We start from the raw sequence: 20134 nt of genomic DNA on the forward strand, positions 1-20134 counted from the left end.
ATCCAAACCGCTACCAACCCCAAACAAAAGGCGATGTATCAGGACTTGAACACGAAGTTGCAAGCTGAGTTAAACATTCAACCAAACGACAAAACCGCTCCATAATCTCAACCCAAATCAACCCCCAATTCAGCCATTCCTAAAACCTCTGTTCAAGACTTTAAACCCAAGCTCGAAATAGTTAATCAAGAGTTAAAACCGGAAGCTAAACAATCCACTACTGAAAAATTTATTGAGTCTGCCGTACAGAAAACTGAACCCTCAAAAACCGAAACTTTAAGTGACGAGTCTCAATCCAAATCAGAAGAACCCCAAAACAAACCTTATTTTCAGGCAATTGGGATTATCAAGGGGGAAGTTATTCTCACTGACGAACGTTCAGCTATCAAACTCGGAGAACATGAATATCGACTATTTTATATCCCCAATAAACGCCAAAAAGCTTATAAAGCATTGAAAAAAGAGATTGAAGTCACAGGTAATACTACTCTAAGATTGATTGTTTATCCTAAAATCTTACACTTACCCCAAAAAGACCAGCCCCACAAGGTCAGCTTTCAATTAGTGGGTTTCATTGGCTCAAAAGCAAAGCCCAGTCAACTAAACACAGAGTTGGATGATTTTGAGTTTAAATTCTCTGGACTATGGCAATTTATTCCCGTTTGCCGCACTCCTTGCATTTCCATTTTCCGCAACTTCAATAAAGATAGATTAGCATGGATAAAAGAAGCCGAAGCCGCCAAAAAAGTTAAATTTATGAAATCCTCTCACGTTCCGTTACTCTGGAGAGATTCACCTGTAAAGCCGTTTAGATTTAATCCCAGACTAGAGAAAGAACAGCAAGGTCAAACTTATTTTGTACAGGTCAAGGCTAAGTTTCTCCCCGGCAGAGATGTGTTTGGATTTGTGGAACAACTTGACGAACCCACTGGAGATATACCTGGATTCTTGAAAGCCTCTAAAAAGCTAAAAGCCGAAGCTTTAAGGGAAATTAAAGACAACAAGCAAAAGCAGAAATCTGTTGACCCACCTAAAAATAAATCAACTGACGAACAGCCTAAACAATCTGAAGTTCAATCCGAAAATCAATCCCTACCTGAACAGCCTAAAAAATCCCAAAGACAACAAAATAAACAGTCCGTTGTTCAAGAAACTGATAATAATGTCTAATAACTTTTACAGATTTTCAAAGTTTTTTCAATGGTAAAAACAGGTAAATTTAGTGAGACGGAGAGGAAAAGATGAAACCCGAATGTCTACCTTTGGTTGCGGCTCAAGTTATTGTTGACCGCCATGTTATTGAACGTTAGAAATCCAATTTAAGTTTTCCTAAAGGCATCTGTGGGTAAAATTATTTTTGTTGCAATTGCTCCATACTTATTCTAGCCTAAAGTTAAGTGTCAATACTAGAATAAAGACGAGACATGGTTCAAAATAATAGAAAGCAGCAGAAGAAGCAAACCAAATTCATCGGTAGCAAGAAAATTGGCTTTGCGGCAATAGATGTTGATTATTTAGATGATGTTTATCGGAGAAAAATTAAATGTTTAAAACCCATTTTAGAACAAATTTTAAGTCAAATAGAAGCCGAAATTTTTAGCTTTCAGAATAATGCTGCGGATGATAATTATAAGTGGCACACTTACACTGTAAAGCGCAAACGCATCGCTAAGGGAGAAAAAGTGACTGATTCTAAAGTTATTAAACAGTTTAATGAACAATTTAAGGATAAAAAGAAAGAGACAAACTTGGCGATGGTTTTGTCGGGTTTTTGCTGGTCAAATTCCGGTGAACTCCATTATACCGTCCCCGCATACGAGGAGTACCAGTATCTAAAAGTTGTCGAAGAAACTGAGGGAAAAAAGCATCACCATCATATTAGGAATTATGGCTCAAAAACCGAACGAGGGTCGTATGCCAGCAGCCCCGACTATCGGAAGTGGGTAGAAAAATTTGCCGCCAGAGACGCCATTCGGGAGTTGACCAAGATGGCCAACCGCATTTCTAGTTTGCTATCCGATACTTAAGCACATTTCCTGAAATCTCTGACAGACAATGGTTTCCACCTCAGAGTATGTTTGTTCTAGCCATTTAGAATCCTGAAAACTAGAACAAGCAAACATCGAGATGAAAAACGCTGAAAGGCATCCGTTCACATAGTTGAGAATATGCACAAGTTGGAAGGTTAAAATAGAAATAAATGGGTAGAGAGATGGAGAGTTTAGCTAAGGGAAAGGGGAATAATTTTCTGAATAGTTATCCGGGAATGGCGAGTCTAATTTCCTACGATTTAAAGTATCTTGCCGTCAATCAACAATTAGCTGACTTTTTCAATAAACCCATTGATTATTTTGTGGGTAAACCCATTAACTGCAAAAATGATAACCTTAGAGAAAATATTGAACAATTTATTAATCAGGATTATGAAGTTAAGACCTGGGAAGTAAGATTTGATTATCCTAAATTTGTATTTGCAATTTCAGCCAAAAAACTCCCTGAAGGAATTGTTCTATCTTCAGTTGATATCACTAATGTTAAAATATCTGAAGAAAGAAGTTTGGCATTAATTAAATCTATTCCACAAGTTCTCAAGCAGTCTGATCCCCGAAGGTCAAACAGAAACCTTGAAGATTTAATCGAACAGCTAACCGAAGATCCTTTATTTTCTAATAGTGGTATCCAAGAATTTTCACAAGTTCAAATTGAGAAATTAATTAAGCTTGAAGTGGAGATTAGAGAAGCAGGAATTCGTCTGAAGAATGTTGAAAAGATTCTTTATATGTCTGAAAATTCTGTACTATCTCGCTTAAAGGAATTAGAGTTTCGGCAAAAACAAAATGAGGAATCCCGAGAAAATATGGACTCAGATTTATTTAGATTGAGAGTGATTGGAAGAATAGTAAAGCAAACTCCAGGCGGAATAAAAACTTGGTTTTTCTTGATGAGTATTGCTATAATTGTGACAATCTTTTCAATTGACCTCTCGATTCAATTTTCGGGAATTGATAAACTTAATGATTTTCAAAAAATGAACAAAATACTTGAAAATCTTCAGTAAAATTTTTGTTTGGATAGTGGGGAAATTGACTTTTAATGTCACTTCCCATTCCAAATTGCTACACTTTAGTTAAGTATTGAATATTTAGAATTGGGGTGCATCAGTTCTACTCAGAGGTTGAACGATGTGGCTAAAGTATGGCGTAACCCCCAACGGGTATTTGAAATGTGTTGATGATGTTCTCAAAGGAAAAACTAATCTAACTTGTCTCTACTGCGGCGGTAAATTAACGGCTAAAAAGGGCAGAGTCAAGCAACACCATTTTGCTCACACCGACGAAACTTGTAAACCAGTTGTTAGCCGACACAAAACCAAACAGTTTCCTGGCTTGCCAATGTATGACCGTTTCGGGATTCAACTTCCGGGTCGTGAACTCGAACAATTGAAAGTGCTGTGGAAAGAATATGGTTCTCAAGACATCTTAATTCCCCGTGACTTGATTAGCCTGCGCTGGAAATTTCGGAGTTTAATGCAGTTGGCTGGTAATGAGTTTGAATTCACCGACTTAGGCAAAATTCCGATGGGTGCTTTGGAGTTGGCACGGTTCAATCAAATTCAGGAGCCATTACTATTGGAAACTTGGGAAAAATATAGACAGGCAGCAGAGAGAGCAACATTAGCCAATTATTCAAACATCCAAGATTACCAAGCCGATTTGAGAATTTATGAAACCCAACTTCGGCGGATTCTGGTCAACTCCCTTTATTTTTTGGAAGTTAAAGCCAACGGAGAAACCCTATATAAAATAGGAATTACCCAAAGAACGACTGACGAACGAATCTCAGAAATTCATCAGGACTTGAAAACCCATTATACCAACATCACCATCAACTTACTCGGATTCTGGGAACATCGAGGAAATGTGGAACTATATTTTAAACATCGTTATCGGGAGTTTAACTATCGGCTTGGGAAGCTGACCGAATACTTTAAGTTTCCTGATGTGAAACTTGTTCTGAATGATTTATATAGGATGGAACAGAAAGTGTTGTCTGAAGCCGAGTTAGAACTAATTAGTGATTGAAAGACGCGCCCGATACTTGTCTAACAAATGTCACTCGTAAATGTGACTGTTAAAATTTTTATGCCGTTGTTAAGCTGATGTTAAGAGAGTGCAGTTTTCAGTTTTATTAAATCGAAATGAAGTATTTAACAACAAAGTTTTTGATGGGTAGTCTGTTGATGTCAACACTATTTGTAAGTTTAAGCACAAATGTTAATCCCTTAATTAGTTTGGCGGAAACTAAGCGAACTGCAACGGAAGAAAAAAAATCCAACGGCAATCGAACTTTAATCGAAAATTCTATTCTTAGCTTGGCGTGTGAATAGTGAATTAAATCTGCAATAATCGGTGCAATCAGCATTTCCCGACGGGTAGCCTTATTCTCTAAATCTACATAAGGTAATATTTCCTCAATGCGTTGTTTTAAATTGGTGATTCGGTCTAATTCATTAGAATATTGGGGTAAAGTCAGGAATTTTCGCTCAAAGAAATAACCTAGTTCAGCAACCAAATCGTCTGCTGTAAATCCCAACTCAAAATAATTGCTGAAAGTGTAAGAACGATTGGGATCGAGTAAGGGTTGACGGGTCATCATTTTTCTCCATTAACAAGCAATATATTGAAGCATTTGACTGGAAATTAAGTCAATTATATATCACAATTCCTATAGTACAAGGACAGGGTAAGTTCGATATGTACGAAGGGTCTAATTACTGTTGATGATAAACAATTTGCTATTTTTGTTCAATTCATAAATAAATTGCTCGAAAGTCTTATAGGAGTAAGCAGTTTACTTTATTCAATCTTGTGGTTAATTAAGTCAGTCAACTCTCCAAAGTTTTTAATGCTTTGCCACTTCTATTATTTAGCTATATTATTCTTGAACCATTGCTCAAGATTTGGGTTGATTTTCTTCCACAGAATTCCATGATAGGATGGACGCTTACATTCAATCATTATTATTACGATGCCAATTAATAACCCTGCTGTTCCCCAAAACACAATACTTAATTCATACATTAACCCCACAAGACAGATTAATACATATAAAAAAGCCCAAATTAATTCAGGTATTCGGGAAACCCTAAATACATTACAAAATAAAAAGAATTGAATAGCCGAACCCAAAATCATTAAAGATAATCTTTCATTGACTGACCACAAGCGAAAGATCAACAAAGCAATACAGATGGTAAAACCTGTATCTATAACGGAAAGTCGAAAACCCGGACTGAATTTGGCAGTCATTGTATTTATGGCTAACGAAAAAGATAATCGGTTTTAAGGAGCGAAGATGACCCAGATGATTACCTATTATTTAAACCTTCCTCTGAGCATCCCACCCCGGCTAATTTTCTAAAAATTTAATCCATATTTTTGTGTATTTTATGCTTTTTTGTTGGATTTTGTTGTAAAATCAAAGGATGCAAATTTACAGCTTCCACCAGGGAAATAACTTAAAGAACTCCCGCGAAATCTTTTGATAAACTCGCAGTTGGGGAGTTTGAATGTGGGCGACTCCTTCCAGTCCTGGTTGCAGTTGGCGGTCATCATTATCAATCGTAATCCGAATTTGCAACACCGAGTTTTGTCCTGACTCGTCGGATTTAATCACGGGTTGAATATCTTCAATTTTAGCTTGATATTGGTCTACCGTCGCCTGACGGGGTTTGAACGTTACGGGTAAGCTTTGATGAATTAAATCAATTTCCTCCTGTTGAATTTCCACTAACCCGGTTAAACTCGATAAATTAACAACGTTCAAAATTTCTCGTCCCGCTTCTAACGTTTGGTTATTCAGTAAATCCAAATCCGTTGTTGTAATTGTACCGGATACTGTAGCTTTAATTGCCAATTGTTGCTGCTGTTGTTCCAAACGATTTAATTCGGCTGACTGTTGGGATAATAAATACTGTTTATCCGCAATTTCCGCTAGCGACGCTTCGACTTCCCGTTGAGTTGATATTCGTTCAACTGTTTTTTGTTCGACCAAATTTTCCGCCTCTTCTAACTGTTCTTCTAGGTTTTCAATAACTTCGTTAACTCCCTCCGACTTTACCCCGATTTGCTGTTGACGTTGATTAATTAACTGTTGAGTTTGTAAAATCTGGTTTTGTTTTTGATTGATTTTTTGTTGGTGAGTTTCTATCGAATTTTCTTCCCGTTTGATTTGAGTTTTTAACTCCGCAGCTTTCACTTTTAAATTCATCAATTCGGGAGAAGCCGAGCCAATTAATCCGTCCTCAACCAACCCCTTTCGCTTTTCTAAAGCCGACTCGACAATTTCTAATTGCTCGTTCAATCCTTCAATATTCTTCCCAATACCAACAAGTTCATTTTCCAATCCCGCCCTTTCATTTTCCAGTCCTAAAATTTGGTTTTCAATCCCTTTGATTTCGCTTTCAATTCCCGCTTGTTCCTGTTGAATGGCTCGAATTCTAGCCGCTCCTGACGAAAATTGTGCTTGGTTCAAATCTTGCTGTTTGCGGTTCCTTTGTTCGAGGGCAATGGATTCTAAACTTTTGGCAACTTCCAGGCGAGTTTGTGCTATAATTAACTTCTGTTCTGCTCCATTAACAGCCGTTTTTGCTTCACTAATTTTTTGTTCGGTTGCTGCTTTTTTATCCTCCAAAGCTGAACTCGAAACCGTTGCTAAAACATCTCCGGGTTTTACCGTTTGATTTGAACGAACGTGCAGGGTTAGCGTTCCCGCTTCCGGCATTGTAACCGATTGACGTTCTCCAACAGTTGATGTAATAATTGTTGATCCGCTAATCGAATGGTTAACAGGAATCATCCCAATTCCACCCAGTCCCAATATTACAACTCCCCAAGCTATCCATTGCGTTGGAAAGGTGGATTTTTTGGGAGTTTGTTCAATGGGAGGTTGAACGGGTTTATCTTGGGGTTTGGCTTGTTCTGGAACTGTTGGTGGAACAACTTGAAGACGGGGTTGGGAGGATTTTTGGGGTGTAGAAGTCATGGGAGTTCAACCAATAAACAACAATTAAAAAATCAGCGAAAAGCCATTCAATTCAATTGATTCAAAAAAATATTTACAATTTGAATCAACAATACAAAAAATCAATAATTATTACAGCGTTCGCCCGACGAACAACAGTTAGGATTTTGATTCGGGTAGAATTGAATAAATTCCCCAAATCAGTAGTAAAATTAAACTCAGGGTGGGGATATTGGTAAAAGACCAATCTGCAACTCGCAATAACAGAAACCCAAACACAAAGTAGATGTATGCCAAACTAAAAGGTGCGTAACAGGCTAATATTAATGTGTCCTGTCGATTTTCTAAATTAGGTTTTCCGGTGAAAAGTTTTTGGTACAATTTAAAGGAACGGCTTCTGAGGTTATTAATTCCAGTTATTGCTGAAGCCAGATAGTAGCCATCAAAACGAGCTAAAGGGTTGAGGTTCAACGCAACGGTAAATAAAGCCGCTGTCATTAATAAATAACTAACCGTGTGTAGCCAACTGCTCGGGTTTGACCAATTCCACAGCAGCAATGCGATCGCCGCCATGGTAAACTGTACTATCACCCCGGCTGCTATCACCAAAACCCGTTGATAGCGTTTCACCAAACAGTAACTATCGGTGGTGTTGGTATAAGCCGCAGGCATAAACATCATAATTAACAGCCCAATTTCGGGTACAATACCGCCATACTGTTTGAGGGTGAAAGCGTGTCCGAGTTCGTGAATGGTAACAACAAACATTGCTAAAAGTCCGAAGGGAACTAACAGAGAACCCCCCGCATTGCTTAACAGTTGAAGTCCCGTGTAGAGAATTTCACCTTTTTGGGAATAGCCGATAGTGGCGGAAGTTACCAGAAATATTGTCAGGAGAAAAGCAACGGGTTGAGTCCATATCCACCGCAACTTATCAATATGTTGGCTTAACCATTTGTCGGGGTTAAACAGGGGAATGCGAAAGAATAATAACTGCATGGGGTTGAACTTGCGTTTGGGAGGTTTTGGGGGTGTGGTTCCCTCCAACATTGCAGTTACCGTTAGTTTTTGCAGCAGGAGTTTGATGTAAGTTTGAGAAACACAAAATTCCGCAGTAACGACTGAAACGGGTTGATATTTAAGTTGGTCTATAATGGTTTTGTCTTGTTGTCCAACTTGCAGAAATTTAACATCTTCGGGGTTGCGAAGTATCCAATATCCTTCAGGATGTTCTATCCAGTGAACGCAGTCTTTGAGTTTGAGTAAGATTTTTTCTTCATTCTCTCCCTTTTTTGAAGTTGAGTTTTGGGAACATTCTTTGATATAATTCTGGTTTGTGAAGTTTGAAGTTTGGGAATATTCTTCCCCGTTATCCCAAGCTAAGATTTGCAGTTCTATCAGTTTTTGTAGAAGGTTCAATACAAAATCTTCGGGGAGATGATTAAATTGTTTTTGACAGGCTTTTTGAACCTGTGGGATTGTAAATTTTCCGGTAAAGTACCGCAGTACAAAACCTTCTTCGGGGGTTAACGGATGAGTGATTGAACTGTTTTTAGCTTTAAGAAGGATGGAGTTAGAGGTTTTGGTTTGGGTCAATTTCCAATAAGGCGTTAAGTCTGGTAAGATTAACTCGGACTCATCGGACTGAACCCTTTGACCGTTTGATGTCATGGTGAATAAGTAGATGCCTTGTGTTTATTTTATTCGCAAGTCAAGGAATTAATCAATCCGTAATGTTAACGATATTTGCAATTTAATAATTTTCGATTTCCGTAAAAATACTGAGGTTTTTAAGTTGATATTTTTTTATAGTAAAATCGGATTAATAATCTTGTCGGCGTTTTTTGGTTATAGAACGATACGGAACATACTGTCCGAGTCCTTTTTGAGCGGGGAAATGCGGCTGTAAAAACTTGAATTATGTTAGAGTGAACTGGCACTTAATCACAGTTAATGAATGCCTCGACTCGATCTTTATCATAACGTTGTCAGAGCCGCTTTGGTCAAAGATGGTTGGACAATCACTCACGATCCGTTTACAATTGTATTTGAGGATCTGACAGTTTATGCCGATTTAGGTGCCGAAAAAATGATCGCGGCTCAAAAATCCGGGGAAAAGATCGCCATCGAGATCAAGGTATTTCGCAGTCCTTCACCTGTTACCGAGTTAGAACGGGCTATTGGTCAGTATTATTTGTATTTAACATTTATTAACCAGCAAGAACCCGATCGCAATCTTTATCTTGCAGTTCCCAAGCGGACTTACGATAACTTTTTTCAGCGTCCGTCAATTCAAATGTTTCTTAAAGAGCGTCAAATTCCTTTTTTTGTTTTCAATCCAGAACGGGAGGAAATTGTCAAATGGATTGTCAAGTAGAGTCTTATCAAGCGATCGCACAAGAAATTATTAACGATTACGCCCGTTATCAACCCAGTCTGGGGGAAATCGAGTTGCGGGCGATCGCCGATGGCGACAGTTATTTGCTGATTAGTTTTGGGTGGAATGGCGATCGGCGGGTTCACAGTACGATTATACATTTGCGAATTGTAGATGGAAAGTTTTGGATAGAACGAGATGAAACGGAGGAGGGCGTTACCCAAGATTTACTCGAACGCAATGTTCCAAAATCAGATATTGTTTTGGCTTTTTATCATCCCGAAGATCGAAAGCTGACCGAATTTGCGAACGCTTAATTTGAGGGCTTGATTGTTGACAATAAAATTTGAAAAGGTTTGGAATCGAAAAAAAATTCGTAAATTATCGGTTTGCTTATGTGGTATTATCGGGGTATTTGATACCAACTAAGCGTTGATTGTCGATAGAATTTTCTTGATTTTGCTCGTTTATTTTTTCCATTAGGGGTAGCATTTTAAATCCTAAGCTTTGGTAAAATTTGGGAATGTAAGCATAGTTGGGGTTGTTGGTTGTCCTCAATACATAGGCGACAGAAGAATCAAAGTGAGAAAATAGGGTTTGAAACAGTTTTCTGGCAATTCCTCGGCGGCGGAATTTTGGATCGACACCTAGAGAGGCGATATATTGATGCTTGTCGGGACTGAGTTGAGTCTTTTGGGTGAAAAATTCTGGAGTTAAACAAATCTTTTCACCTTGATAATAGACCCAAGTATCGATGAAGGAGAGTTCGCCAATGTTTTTAGTTTTAATTAGGGGTAGGGTGGCGACAAAGCCGATGGGTTTGCTATTTTCATAAGCCAAGTAGAGGACTCCTTGGTTGACGTACTTGTGAAAATAATAGTTGACCTTTTCTCGCGTGATAATTTCGCTAAATGGTGGAAGCGAAAAACAGTCGTAAATGGTTTGATAAAAGCCGGAGTCTAAAGCTGCGTTAATGGCATCAACGGATTGAATTTGTTTGATGTTTGGCAAAGTCAGACACCTCGGTTTTGATTTTCTAATGAATTATTTTGAGTAGTCTAGTAGTAGTCCCATAGGTGTGTTAGCGGGGAATTAACTTAGGCGAAAGTTGAGTAAATTTTATTCACCATGTAACGCACCAAAACAAGGTTTATTATTAGCGATTTTGGTGCGTTACGTCGGGCTTTTTAATTTCTTGGGTTTTGCCGAAAATTTGTTCCCGACTAACGCACTCTACCATTAATACTGACTACTACTCTTGGGTTTAATGGAACCAAGAACAGAGCGATCACCCCCAATTCACCAGGAGCGATCGCTTTTTAAAGCACTATGCTTTTGGGACGGTAATAAATTTACTAGGCCATCCATATTTATTCGGATAGAGAGTCCTCGTGCCGTAAGCATTTCCTGTAGGCCAGTTTGATTCTGAAATCAGAATCGAACCATCTGAGTTAACTCGTTCAACTACGGCTACATGACCCACACTTCCTGCACCGCCCACTCTTGCTTCCCATACAGCAATGCTAGGAACTTGCGGTGTAGATCTTACTTTAGCTCCACGCGCTGCGGTATTGTCCCATGTTCCCGCATTGCCCAACATACTGTCTAAAGCATATTCGCTATAACCCAATTGCATCATACGACCGTGAGCGTACCAAGTACAATTTGCTCCTTTGCCAGGGAAGGGATTTCGCGAAGAAGTGTACTCAGACCAGTTCCGCCAGTTATTAACAAACTCGCTATAACTCATAATTTTCTGGGGTTGAGGTGATGGAGATGTGGGAGTGCTACCTTCTTTGACATAGGCAGCAGCAACGTAGCCAACTGTATTTCCAACCTTGACCTTATACCAGTCTGTCCGATTGCCAGGATAGTAAGGCTGGCCAGTGACTTTCTCGAGTATGGTCAACTTAGTGCCATTAGGCAAAGTCGATATCTTGGCTTGATTGGTACTCGGATCGCGACGTAAATTTAGACCGATACTAGAATTGACGTATCCCGTCTTAGTCGAACTACCTCCACTGTTGGGAAGGTTTAACTTCCACTGATGGAAAGAGTTACCCGGTATGGGATTGGGGTGCATATATATGTGATTACCATTAGCACCACCCGAATCTAAGGCACGCCCCGTAGCTTTATTGACAATCAGATAAGCGTCACCCACTTTCTGGAGCTTCCAAAGTTGGTAAGGATTGCTTTTTGTAGGATCTGGGTGAACGTAAGGTAGTTTTCCGCCATTTCCGCCACCATCTAAGGCTTTCCCCGTAGCTTTGTTGATGATCATGTAATAATTACCGACCTTCTCAAATCCCCATTGGTGATACTCATTCTTAGAATTAGGTGATGAATGAGGATAAACAGAATTATTTTTGCCACCCGCATCTAGTGCTTTGCCTGTTGCTTTACTCACGACTGTAGAGAACTTCAACCCAGGAAAACGCTTGAGATTTCGATCTCGCAACCACTGTGCTGAAGCAGATAGGGTTCGTTGACGTCCATTAACCGTTCCCGTGTTAAATAACGCCTTGCGATTTGAGGAATAAACAACCAGGTTTCCATCGCCTTGAATAGAGAAATATGCACCTTTGTTGCCTGCGGTATCCGTTGCCCAAACTGGCTTACCACGATCATAAAGTACAACATTTCCATCAGTTTGTACTGAAAATCGATCAGCATTTGTGCCATGTGTTCCCGTCGCCCAAATTGCTTTTCCTTTCCGGTCATACAACACTAAGTTTCCATCTGTCTGAAACTTAAATTTATAACCTGTAGATGTAACCCATTCTTGACCTCGCCGGAAATCTAAGTTAGTGCCTCCAGGCTTAAGATTAAAAGAGGTTTGTGTTGGTTTACTAGAAGACTTGACATCAACATAGTAAGCCGCCACGTAGCCAGTCTTACCGTTGACCTCAATCTGATACCAGTCATTGCGAGAGCCAGTACCAGGGTTATAAGTTCCTCCCGTAACTGATTTCAAAATCTTGAGTGGTGTCCCTTTGGGCAACTTACCGATAACACTGGCACCAACAAAAGAACCAGAACGGAAATTTAAAGGGAATGAACCAACCTTAGAATTGACAACACCCGATGTTGAGGATGGAGTCGGTTTAGGTGTGGTGGGATTGTTTGATGGAGGAGTAGAACCTGTTACTTTACCCGTGAAGAATTTTTCAATTCCACGCGCCACAGCAGTAGCGGCTTTTTCAACGTTAGCACGGCTCATCCCAGGAGCGTCGATAAACAGAGATTCAACCAAAACCGCAGGAACATTGGTAGGAGCATTACGCAAAACGGAGAAATCTGCTTTCTTTGTGCCTCGGTTGGGAATAACATGATCGGGGAAGATTGCATCTAACTCACTGTTAATCGCTTGGGCAAGTTGAGCATCTTTAGCAGGGGCGTTTGAATGAGAATAAACTTCGTGACCTTGAGCATTTTTGTTAAAAGCATTTTGGTGCAGCGAAACGAAAATATCATGTCCCGCAGCCCGTTGACCGATTTGTGCCAAAGATAGGGGTTCGTCTAAAACCTTGACTTCTGCACCTAGTTGCCGTAAATGATTGGCAATCAGCTTCACTTGATGTAAGTTCTCAACCGCTTCGGTTGTACCATAACCAACAGCACCCGGATCGAATCCTGTATTAGTAATACCGTGACCGGGATCGAGAATAATTTTCTTCCCAGCTAAAGTTTTTACACTTTGAGTTGGTGTTCTTTGGAGCGTAGTATTAACAGAAGTTCCGGTTCCTTGTTGTGGTGCTTTTGAATTGAGAGTTTTATTAGCACTGTTGTAGAACTTCTCAAACATCTCTTTGAGGAAGTTTGACCACGAAGAACTCCGTAAATCCCCAAAAGGTTTCAAGAAATTATTCAGGGCTGCTTGTTTAACAGTATCGGAACTAGGTTGAGGTTGAGGTTGAGGAGTTGGTTGAGGTTGAGGTTGAGGAGTTGGCTGAGGTTGCGGTTGTGGATTGGGGTCATTTCCTGGTAAATAAATGGCTTGACCTATAGATAATCGTGACGCCTCTGCACTTGTAAATGGTGTTTTTCCTGCCGGATCTTTAGTGATTTCTGTCCAACGAGATCCATTGCCTAACTCCCGCTGTGCAATTCCCCACAGTGTATCCCCCACTTTCATTTCGTAACGATAACGAACCGCACGTTCAGTTGGGGTAACTTTTCCTTCTCCACTCCAAGTGGTCGGAACAAGTTGTAAATCGGGGTTATATTCTTCGGGTTGTGTTACCTTAGCCAAATGAATTGCAGCAGCAATATTGAGTAAACCCGCCCCCGTTTCAACATCCGGATTGGTATCTTGAAGATCCGTCGCCGTTGCTTTGATAATATCAATAACTTGGCGATAATTTAACTCGGGATTTGCCGCCCAAACTTGAGAAATAGCGCCCGTAACTTTAGCGGTGGCGACAGAAGTTCCATCCATTGCCCCAATACCATCGCCAACAGTAGAAATCACCGGATTCTCTAACGTTCCACTATCAGCAACAATATCTAAACCGTTGCCATAGTTAGAATATTCCGCACGGTTAAAGCCTTGCCAAGCAGAAGTTTCACTATCGATTTGTTGAGCCGAACCAACGGTAATAATGTTATCAAACTGTTGGGAAGCCTGACCCAAAGCCGACATCACGCCGCCCTCATTTCCGGCTGCAACCGCAACCAAAATATTATTTTGACGGGCATACTCTAACGCCGCCATTTCTAGGGGTGTGAATTCGTAGCGGGTGGTGACATTTCCTTCCGCATCAATTTGGGTTAAATCTAAACTCAAATTAACCACCGCATTGGGTTGTCCAGACTCGACAGCAGCATCGACAAACTCAACCAAAGATTCCGCCCACCGTCCCGAACCTATCGCTCGTCCCGCCCAAATAGGGGCGTTATTGTTAATTCCATCGATGCCAATTCCGTTATCTTGTTTAGCGGCAATTAATCCTAAAACATGGGTGCCGTGTTCGTTGCCTTCTCCAGCCGACAAAGTGGGGTCGGAATCGCCATCAACTTTATCGCTTCCCCAGGTAATTCGAGAGTAATCAATATCGGGATTATCCCCGCTAAAACCCGTGTCAATTATTCCAATTAACGGTTGATTTTCCACCGGGAATTCAAAGTCAATGAATGGTTCAACGGGTGTGGGAAGAACGGGTTGGGTAATTAATTGAGTTTCCAATCGTTCAATTAACTGTAATGTGTTGGTACTGACAGCAAAGTTAGGATTTGCTTCCGCTTGGGTTATTAAGCGATTGGTTAATTGTTCTAATTGTTGAATTAAATTGCTGTTTACCGGGGTTTCTGAAAGGCTCTGATTCTGTAAATTGTAGGTCAGGTTTTCTAATCGATTAACCAGATTAATCGTTGGAGATTCAGAAGTTGATGTTGGCGAAGTTTCAGAGAAATTATTTTCAACGTCTTCAAATTCAGTAGTTTCAACGGGTAAAGTTGAACTTTCAGAACTATTATCGACATCAATAAATTCTGTTTCTTCGGTTTTCTCAACGCCAGAATTATCTAAATTTTCCTCAACTTCAACGCTTTCAGACTGTTCAATTTCTTCAACAAAAGAATCTTCAGAAATTTCTTGAAGTTCAGTTTCTTCTAATTCCGCTTCGGCTTCTTTGGCGAGGGTAGTTTCTAAATTATTTTCAACTTCCTCTACAACAGAAGTTTCAGAATTATCTGCAATTTCAATAACTTCTAATTCTTTGGCTTCCTCTACAACAGAGGTTTCAGAATTGTCCGCAATTTTAATAACTTTGGATTCTTCAACTTCCCCTACAATAGTTGAACTTTCTGAACTCTTATCGATAACTGTTGGTTCAGTTTGGGAGGTAGAACTTTCAGAATTTTCCTCAGCTTCGATAACTACCGATTCTTCAGCTTCCTCCACAGTAAGGGTCGATAAGTTTTCCTCAACAACAGGATTTTCCGAATTATCTACAATTTCAATAACTTCGGATTCTTCAGTTTCCTCAACAACAAAAGTTTCAGAATTCTCTGCAATTTCAATAACTTCGGATTCTTCAGTTTCCTCAACAACAAAAGTTTCAGAATTCTCTGCAATTTCAACAGATTCCGACTCATCCGTTTCCTCAACAGTTAGATTTTCTGAACTCTCATCGATAACTGTTGGTTCGGTTGGGAAAGTGGAACTTTCAGAATTTTCCTCAGTTTCATTAACAATAGATTCTTCGGTTTCATTAACAACAGATTCTTCAGTTTCCCCTGCAATAGAAGTGTCTAAATTTTCCTCTATTTCGGTAGCGTTCGATTCTTCAGTTTGTTGAACGATAGGAGTCTCTCCACTATCTTCTATTTCAACAAGTTCAGACTGTTCAGTTTCCTCAACAACAGCAGTAGATAAGTTTTCCTCAACTTCAGTTTCTTCTAACTCCGATAATGATTCCTCAATAACAGGAGTTTCTAAGTTGTCTTCAATTTCAGTAATTTCTGATTGTTCGACAGAAGTTTCTAAGTTGTCTTCAATTTCAGTAACTTTTGATTCTTCAGTTTCCTCAACAATGGACGATGCTAAACTCTCCTCAACCTCAATTTGTTCCGACTCCGGTTCGGTTAATTCTCCGACAGAATAATCCAAATTATCTGCAATTTCAACAACTTCTGACTCCTCAATAACAGGAGTATCTAAGTTCTCTTTGTTTTCACTAACTTCTGATTCCTCAACAACGGGATTTTCTAAATTGTCTTCGATTTCAACAACTTCTGATTCTTCAACTTCCAATTCAGTAGATTCTACCAATTCAGTAGATTCGTCTTGAGATTGTTCCTCCTCTGAAAGTTCGACAATTTCATTACCGATGACTTCGGTTTCTACAACTTCAGAATTGAATACCTCCTCATCAATTTCTATTTCGGTTTCAGATTCTTCCTCATCCAGTAAATCTTCTAACTCAGTCAGGAGATTTGATAGATTATTTTCAATTTCAACAATCGGTTCATCCGGGGTAATATAAGGTTGAGCGTATTCAATCAATGCTTGACCCATATCGGAAGAACGCCAATCTTTATTCGGATTGACAACTTCATCTAAATGAACCGCTTCTCCACTTGCACCCCGCACCTGAAAGATGATATCGTTGTAATCGTGATCACTTTTATTATCTACTCGCAAATCTTCAAATACAAAAGTATTCCCATCTCCGGTAACATCCGCAATTTGTCCGAGTTGAAAACCATCTTCTGGATTTGCATTTGACAGAGAAAATAAAGGTCGAATATTTCCTTCTGCATTGGGATTATCAAAAACTTGCTGAACTTTTCCATTCGGAATCAACATCATTGCAAATTTATCCCCCGGACGCATATTAAAGGTTTTTACACCCAAATATTCTCCCCGGTTAACATCTGCTTCTCCACCCATTCCTCCACTAAATTTTGCACCTTCGTGTCCATCGGAAATCACAACATGACCGAGTTCAGAATCACTCAACGCACGGTTAGAGGCTTCTTGAATAAACCCTTCTAAGCTTAGGTCTAACTCCTCCATTCCTTCCAAACTGAAGATGGCGACTTCACCCCAACCAAATCCTCCACCATCAAACAGATAATCAATTCCAATTTCCCCGGTTTCTCCAACGGTAAAGATACCGGAGTCAAAGTTAAAGTCAATAGGAGAACTGACAATTTCTTCGAGAATTTCGCCGTTGCTATCAGTTTCGTTTTCGCTTTCGTTTACTGTATCGGTGTCGTTAAAGTCTTCAGTCTCAGAATAAGTCGATGATTCGGTTTCTTCTATTGATTCATCTAACTCTGCTTCTGTAGTTGTTTCTACGTCTTCTGTTGTAGATTCTTCTAAGGTTGAAACTTCAGAAATTTCTTCAAGTTCGGATGCAGTTTCTTCTGTCGGAGATTCTTCTAAGCTTGAAACTTCAGATATTTCTTCGGATGAGGACGCGGTTGCTTCTGGTTCTTCTAAGGTTGAATCTTCAGATATTTCTTCAGATGAGGATACAGTTTCGTTTTGATTTTCGGTTGAACCCTCCTCAACTTCTGATGAAAATTCTAAGTCTGATGAGGATTCTTCGTTAACTTCGGGTGAGGTATTTAAAGTTGTTTCTATTATTTCAGTTTCGGAATTTTCGTTAAGTTCTGATAAAGATTCGGCTTCGGATATAATTTCTTCGTTAGATTCTGCTAAATTTTCCTCGGAAGTCTCAGAATTATCTTCAATTTCTAATTCTTCGAGTTCGGTAATGAAAGGAATTTCAACTTCATCAACTTCGTCTAGGTTAGAAAGTTCGACGGGGGTTAAATCTTCTTCTGATGCGGTTTCAACTTCCTCCTCAAGTTCGCTTTCGATTTCATCCGGTAATTCACTCTCAATAATAATGGGGTCAGGACTATCATCTCCTCCATCGACCAAACCACTCGGAGTCAATATCGATTCTAGGATAAACGTTTCTTGAGACGGAGGTTTTTTAGATTGGGACTGAAAACCCGATGCGGATTGACGTCGATTAGAAGAACCGAGCAAATTTTTGAATAAACCCATAAAAAGTTTGCACACCCTGTAGGTGAGTAGTAGTAGTACCCTGTTGCAGTTTTACTCTTTTATAAAACCCAGAAGAAAAATTTAGATACTCAAACGTAATATTCGCCTGGAAACTTTTAAGTTTTTTGTATCTTGTTAACTTTATTTAAGCATAGTCTCTGCAAAAATAACACAGTAGATTTATGGATTTTTCAAGTTTAAAAACTCTCAGTAAATTTACTGAGTTTTAGCTGAATTTTTAGTTTAATAAAGTTTATAAACCAGTTAACTATTGGGTTGGCTGTAATAAAACTATCCCCAAGTTTTTATTTTTGCCAAAAGTTAATTATATAAATAAATGTTGATTTAATTGGCTATTTTAAATTGCTTAAAGTTCTGATAGCATACTAAAAGCATACCTCAACCAATTCAAGCTACTGTGGTTACAAAAAATATTAGAGCCGTTACCTACCTTCCGCCCAAATATCACCAAAAACTAAAAGACTATGCCAACCAGAAAAATTTAACCGAAAGTGCCACATTAGTTGAAATCGTCAAACAGTTTTTTGAGGGGAATTCCCCACAGAATAATTCACCGGATAGAACAATAATTGAAGAAATAGTCAAAGAACAATTGGCGGGGACGGAAGCGGAAATCGTAACCCTTAAAGCTCAAATGGAACAAATGCAGCAACTTCTGGCGGGTGTAATGTCGGGAAAAACAACCGCTCGAAAAACTCGTTCGACCCCTTCTTTTGTTAAACCCAAACTGCAACCGTTGAAAGCTGAAGATTTAGCCAATAGACTGGGGGTAACTCCCGAGACAGTCGAGAAAGAAGCCCACCGGGGTAACGAACACTTCCTCGCTTGGAGTAAAAGTAAAGATATCGGACGAGTCTCTTGGGAAAAACGGGGCGAACTTTATTATCCTATACGATAGCGGAACAACTAAACTATATTGTTTTTAATGACATTAAGGAGAATGTTTTGTCTATTTTTTGACAGCCTCTATTTTTGCATCTATAATATCAATTATACAACAAAACCTTTGCCGATTATTCAAGTAGGCGGAACGAGCATCGATTTCTGCCCTTACAATATCGATTGTGTAACGGTTTTATAATCTAGCTCCGTTCGCACGGGTTAAAGCAAATTAGTTGGAAATGAATTCGCTTTCGGAATAATTCGGCTCAAAACCAGCCAACCGATTGAGTTAAATCCGATTAGCTGGAAACTTTGTACATCTAAATCAATGAAAATGTTTAAAACAAAATCCCGAACAATAGGGTTAAATTCGATTAGTTTTCAACAATCAGATCCGGGTAATGGAGGAGGCGGAAGCGCAGGTGGATAAACCCTACCGATTGGGTGAAATTGGTAAGGTTAGAAACTACTAGCTTTGAGTTTCATCAAACCCCGTATATTACCCCGACAGATTGGGTTAAATCAGACGCAACTTCTTTTCATTTTACCAGTGTAAAAGCAATCGCTTTGCCATATCCTGCACAAGCTTATAAACTACCCGTGCGGGGTATTGATGAAGCTGTACGTGAAGTACCATTGCCCAACAGGTATTAAGTAATTCTCAGTAACTTCAGTCCAAGCTTGTAATTTTGGAATTTATAATTTTAGTTATTATTGTGATTTTAATATATTTATTGAATTTTTATTTATATTATTTTTTCTCGACTATTCTTCAAGAGTAAAACTGCCGCAAGAATCAAACTGTTGTCTTTGAAGAAGCGCCTGAAAGCTAGACATATAAATTCTTTTAGTAGTGTTGGCACTTCGTACCCCCTCCCTCCGCCTAAACTCTCCATCATTTTCGGCTTCATTATTGTTGGCATCCGCTGTCTATTTTAACCTCCCCGCAATAGCAATTGTTCAAAAACACCATCGGCTCGACAATTAAATGTCTATCAATTGCCGTAAAATCTAATCAAACTTTGGGATTATTCGGTGAATAAATCCGCATATTTTTCGGCAAAAACACCCGCTTTTCAAAAGTATAAAACTGCCGATTTTCCAACGATAAAAGTTTCGGTGTAATTGCATTTGCTCTCAAAAAACTTCCACCCTACGCGAACCTCACGCACGGGTGCGGCATCGTGAGGGTTGAAGAACTCAACGCCCGCCTGTGCAAAAGTTTGGCACTTTAGTCAATTTATTTTTCAAGTCACACGAATCCTTTTCGGGCTTATTTATTGACTAAAATTTCGGAAATATTT

The 20134-nt window shown here is 39.3% G+C and carries 13 protein-coding genes; 7 read left to right on the plus strand and 6 right to left on the minus strand.

Annotated elements, in window-relative coordinates; all coding sequences use genetic code 11:
* Positions 1 to 453 precede the first annotated feature (453 nt).
* From L8106_RS33735 to L8106_RS16170, 4 genes are all read left to right on the plus strand, one after another.
* The gene (locus L8106_RS33735; RefSeq protein ID WP_009785429.1) at positions 454 to 1170 is read left to right on the plus strand and encodes a hypothetical protein; all 717 of its coding nucleotides are present in this window, start codon (positions 454 to 456) and stop codon (positions 1168 to 1170) included.
* A gap of 254 nt (positions 1171 to 1424) precedes the next feature.
* Entirely contained in the window at positions 1425 to 2027 is a 603-nt protein-coding gene (locus L8106_RS16160) for a hypothetical protein (protein WP_009785431.1), read from the plus strand.
* 326 nt (positions 2028 to 2353) lie between these two features.
* The gene (locus L8106_RS33740) at positions 2354 to 3058 is read left to right on the plus strand and encodes a hypothetical protein (protein ID WP_232228512.1); all 705 of its coding nucleotides are present in this window, start codon (positions 2354 to 2356) and stop codon (positions 3056 to 3058) included.
* Positions 3059 to 3182: 124 nt separating this feature from the next.
* A complete protein-coding gene (locus L8106_RS16170; protein WP_009785433.1) occupies positions 3183 to 4082 on the plus strand; it encodes a GIY-YIG nuclease family protein in 900 nt (299 codons plus the stop codon).
* Between the two features lie 106 nt (positions 4083 to 4188).
* Here the strand turns inward: L8106_RS16170 and L8106_RS16175 are convergent, their stop codons facing one another.
* The 4 genes from L8106_RS16175 to L8106_RS16190 all read right to left on the minus strand — a co-directional run bounded on the left by L8106_RS16175 (position 4189) and on the right by L8106_RS16190 (position 8694).
* The gene (locus L8106_RS16175) at positions 4189 to 4656 is read right to left on the minus strand and encodes a hypothetical protein (RefSeq protein ID WP_198012956.1); all 468 of its coding nucleotides are present in this window, start codon (positions 4654 to 4656) and stop codon (positions 4189 to 4191) included.
* 266 nt (positions 4657 to 4922) lie between these two features.
* Complete coding sequence (locus L8106_RS16180) at positions 4923 to 5309, minus strand: hypothetical protein (protein ID WP_156803714.1); 387 nt, start codon at positions 5307 to 5309, stop codon at positions 4923 to 4925.
* Between the two features lie 184 nt (positions 5310 to 5493).
* Complete coding sequence (locus L8106_RS16185) at positions 5494 to 7044, minus strand: efflux RND transporter periplasmic adaptor subunit (protein ID WP_009785435.1); 1551 nt, start codon at positions 7042 to 7044, stop codon at positions 5494 to 5496.
* Between the two features lie 138 nt (positions 7045 to 7182).
* Positions 7183 to 8694, minus strand: coding sequence for a M50 family metallopeptidase (locus L8106_RS16190; RefSeq protein ID WP_009785436.1), 1512 nt, complete (start codon positions 8692 to 8694; stop codon positions 7183 to 7185).
* Between the two features lie 286 nt (positions 8695 to 8980).
* On the opposite strand from L8106_RS16190, the gene L8106_RS16195 reads away from it, so the two are divergent.
* Positions 8981 to 9400, plus strand: coding sequence for an element excision factor XisH family protein (locus tag L8106_RS16195; protein WP_009785437.1), 420 nt, complete (start codon positions 8981 to 8983; stop codon positions 9398 to 9400).
* Entirely contained in the window at positions 9385 to 9717 is a 333-nt protein-coding gene (locus L8106_RS16200; protein WP_009785438.1) for a XisI protein, read from the plus strand. Before L8106_RS16195 ends, L8106_RS16200 begins: the two co-directional genes overlap by 16 nt.
* 76 nt (positions 9718 to 9793) lie before the next feature.
* On the opposite strand, the gene L8106_RS16205 is transcribed toward L8106_RS16200, so the two are convergent.
* Together L8106_RS16205 and L8106_RS32295 are read right to left on the minus strand one after the other, a co-directional pair.
* A complete protein-coding gene (locus L8106_RS16205; protein WP_009785439.1) occupies positions 9794 to 10411 on the minus strand; it encodes a GNAT family N-acetyltransferase in 618 nt (205 codons plus the stop codon).
* A 316-nt stretch (positions 10412 to 10727) separates the two neighbouring features.
* A complete protein-coding gene (locus L8106_RS32295) occupies positions 10728 to 17927 on the minus strand; it encodes a S8 family serine peptidase (RefSeq protein WP_009785440.1) in 7200 nt (2399 codons plus the stop codon).
* A gap of 418 nt (positions 17928 to 18345) precedes the next feature.
* Here L8106_RS32295 and L8106_RS29710 point away from each other — a divergent pair, with 418 nt between their 5' ends.
* Complete coding sequence (locus tag L8106_RS29710) at positions 18346 to 18846, plus strand: hypothetical protein (RefSeq protein ID WP_009785441.1); 501 nt, start codon at positions 18346 to 18348, stop codon at positions 18844 to 18846.
* Positions 18847 to 20134: the final 1288 nt, after the last annotated feature.

The sequence above is a fragment of the Lyngbya sp. PCC 8106 genome, assembly GCF_000169095.1.
In the GTDB taxonomy this organism is placed as follows: Bacteria; Cyanobacteriota; Cyanobacteriia; order Cyanobacteriales; family Microcoleaceae; genus Capilliphycus.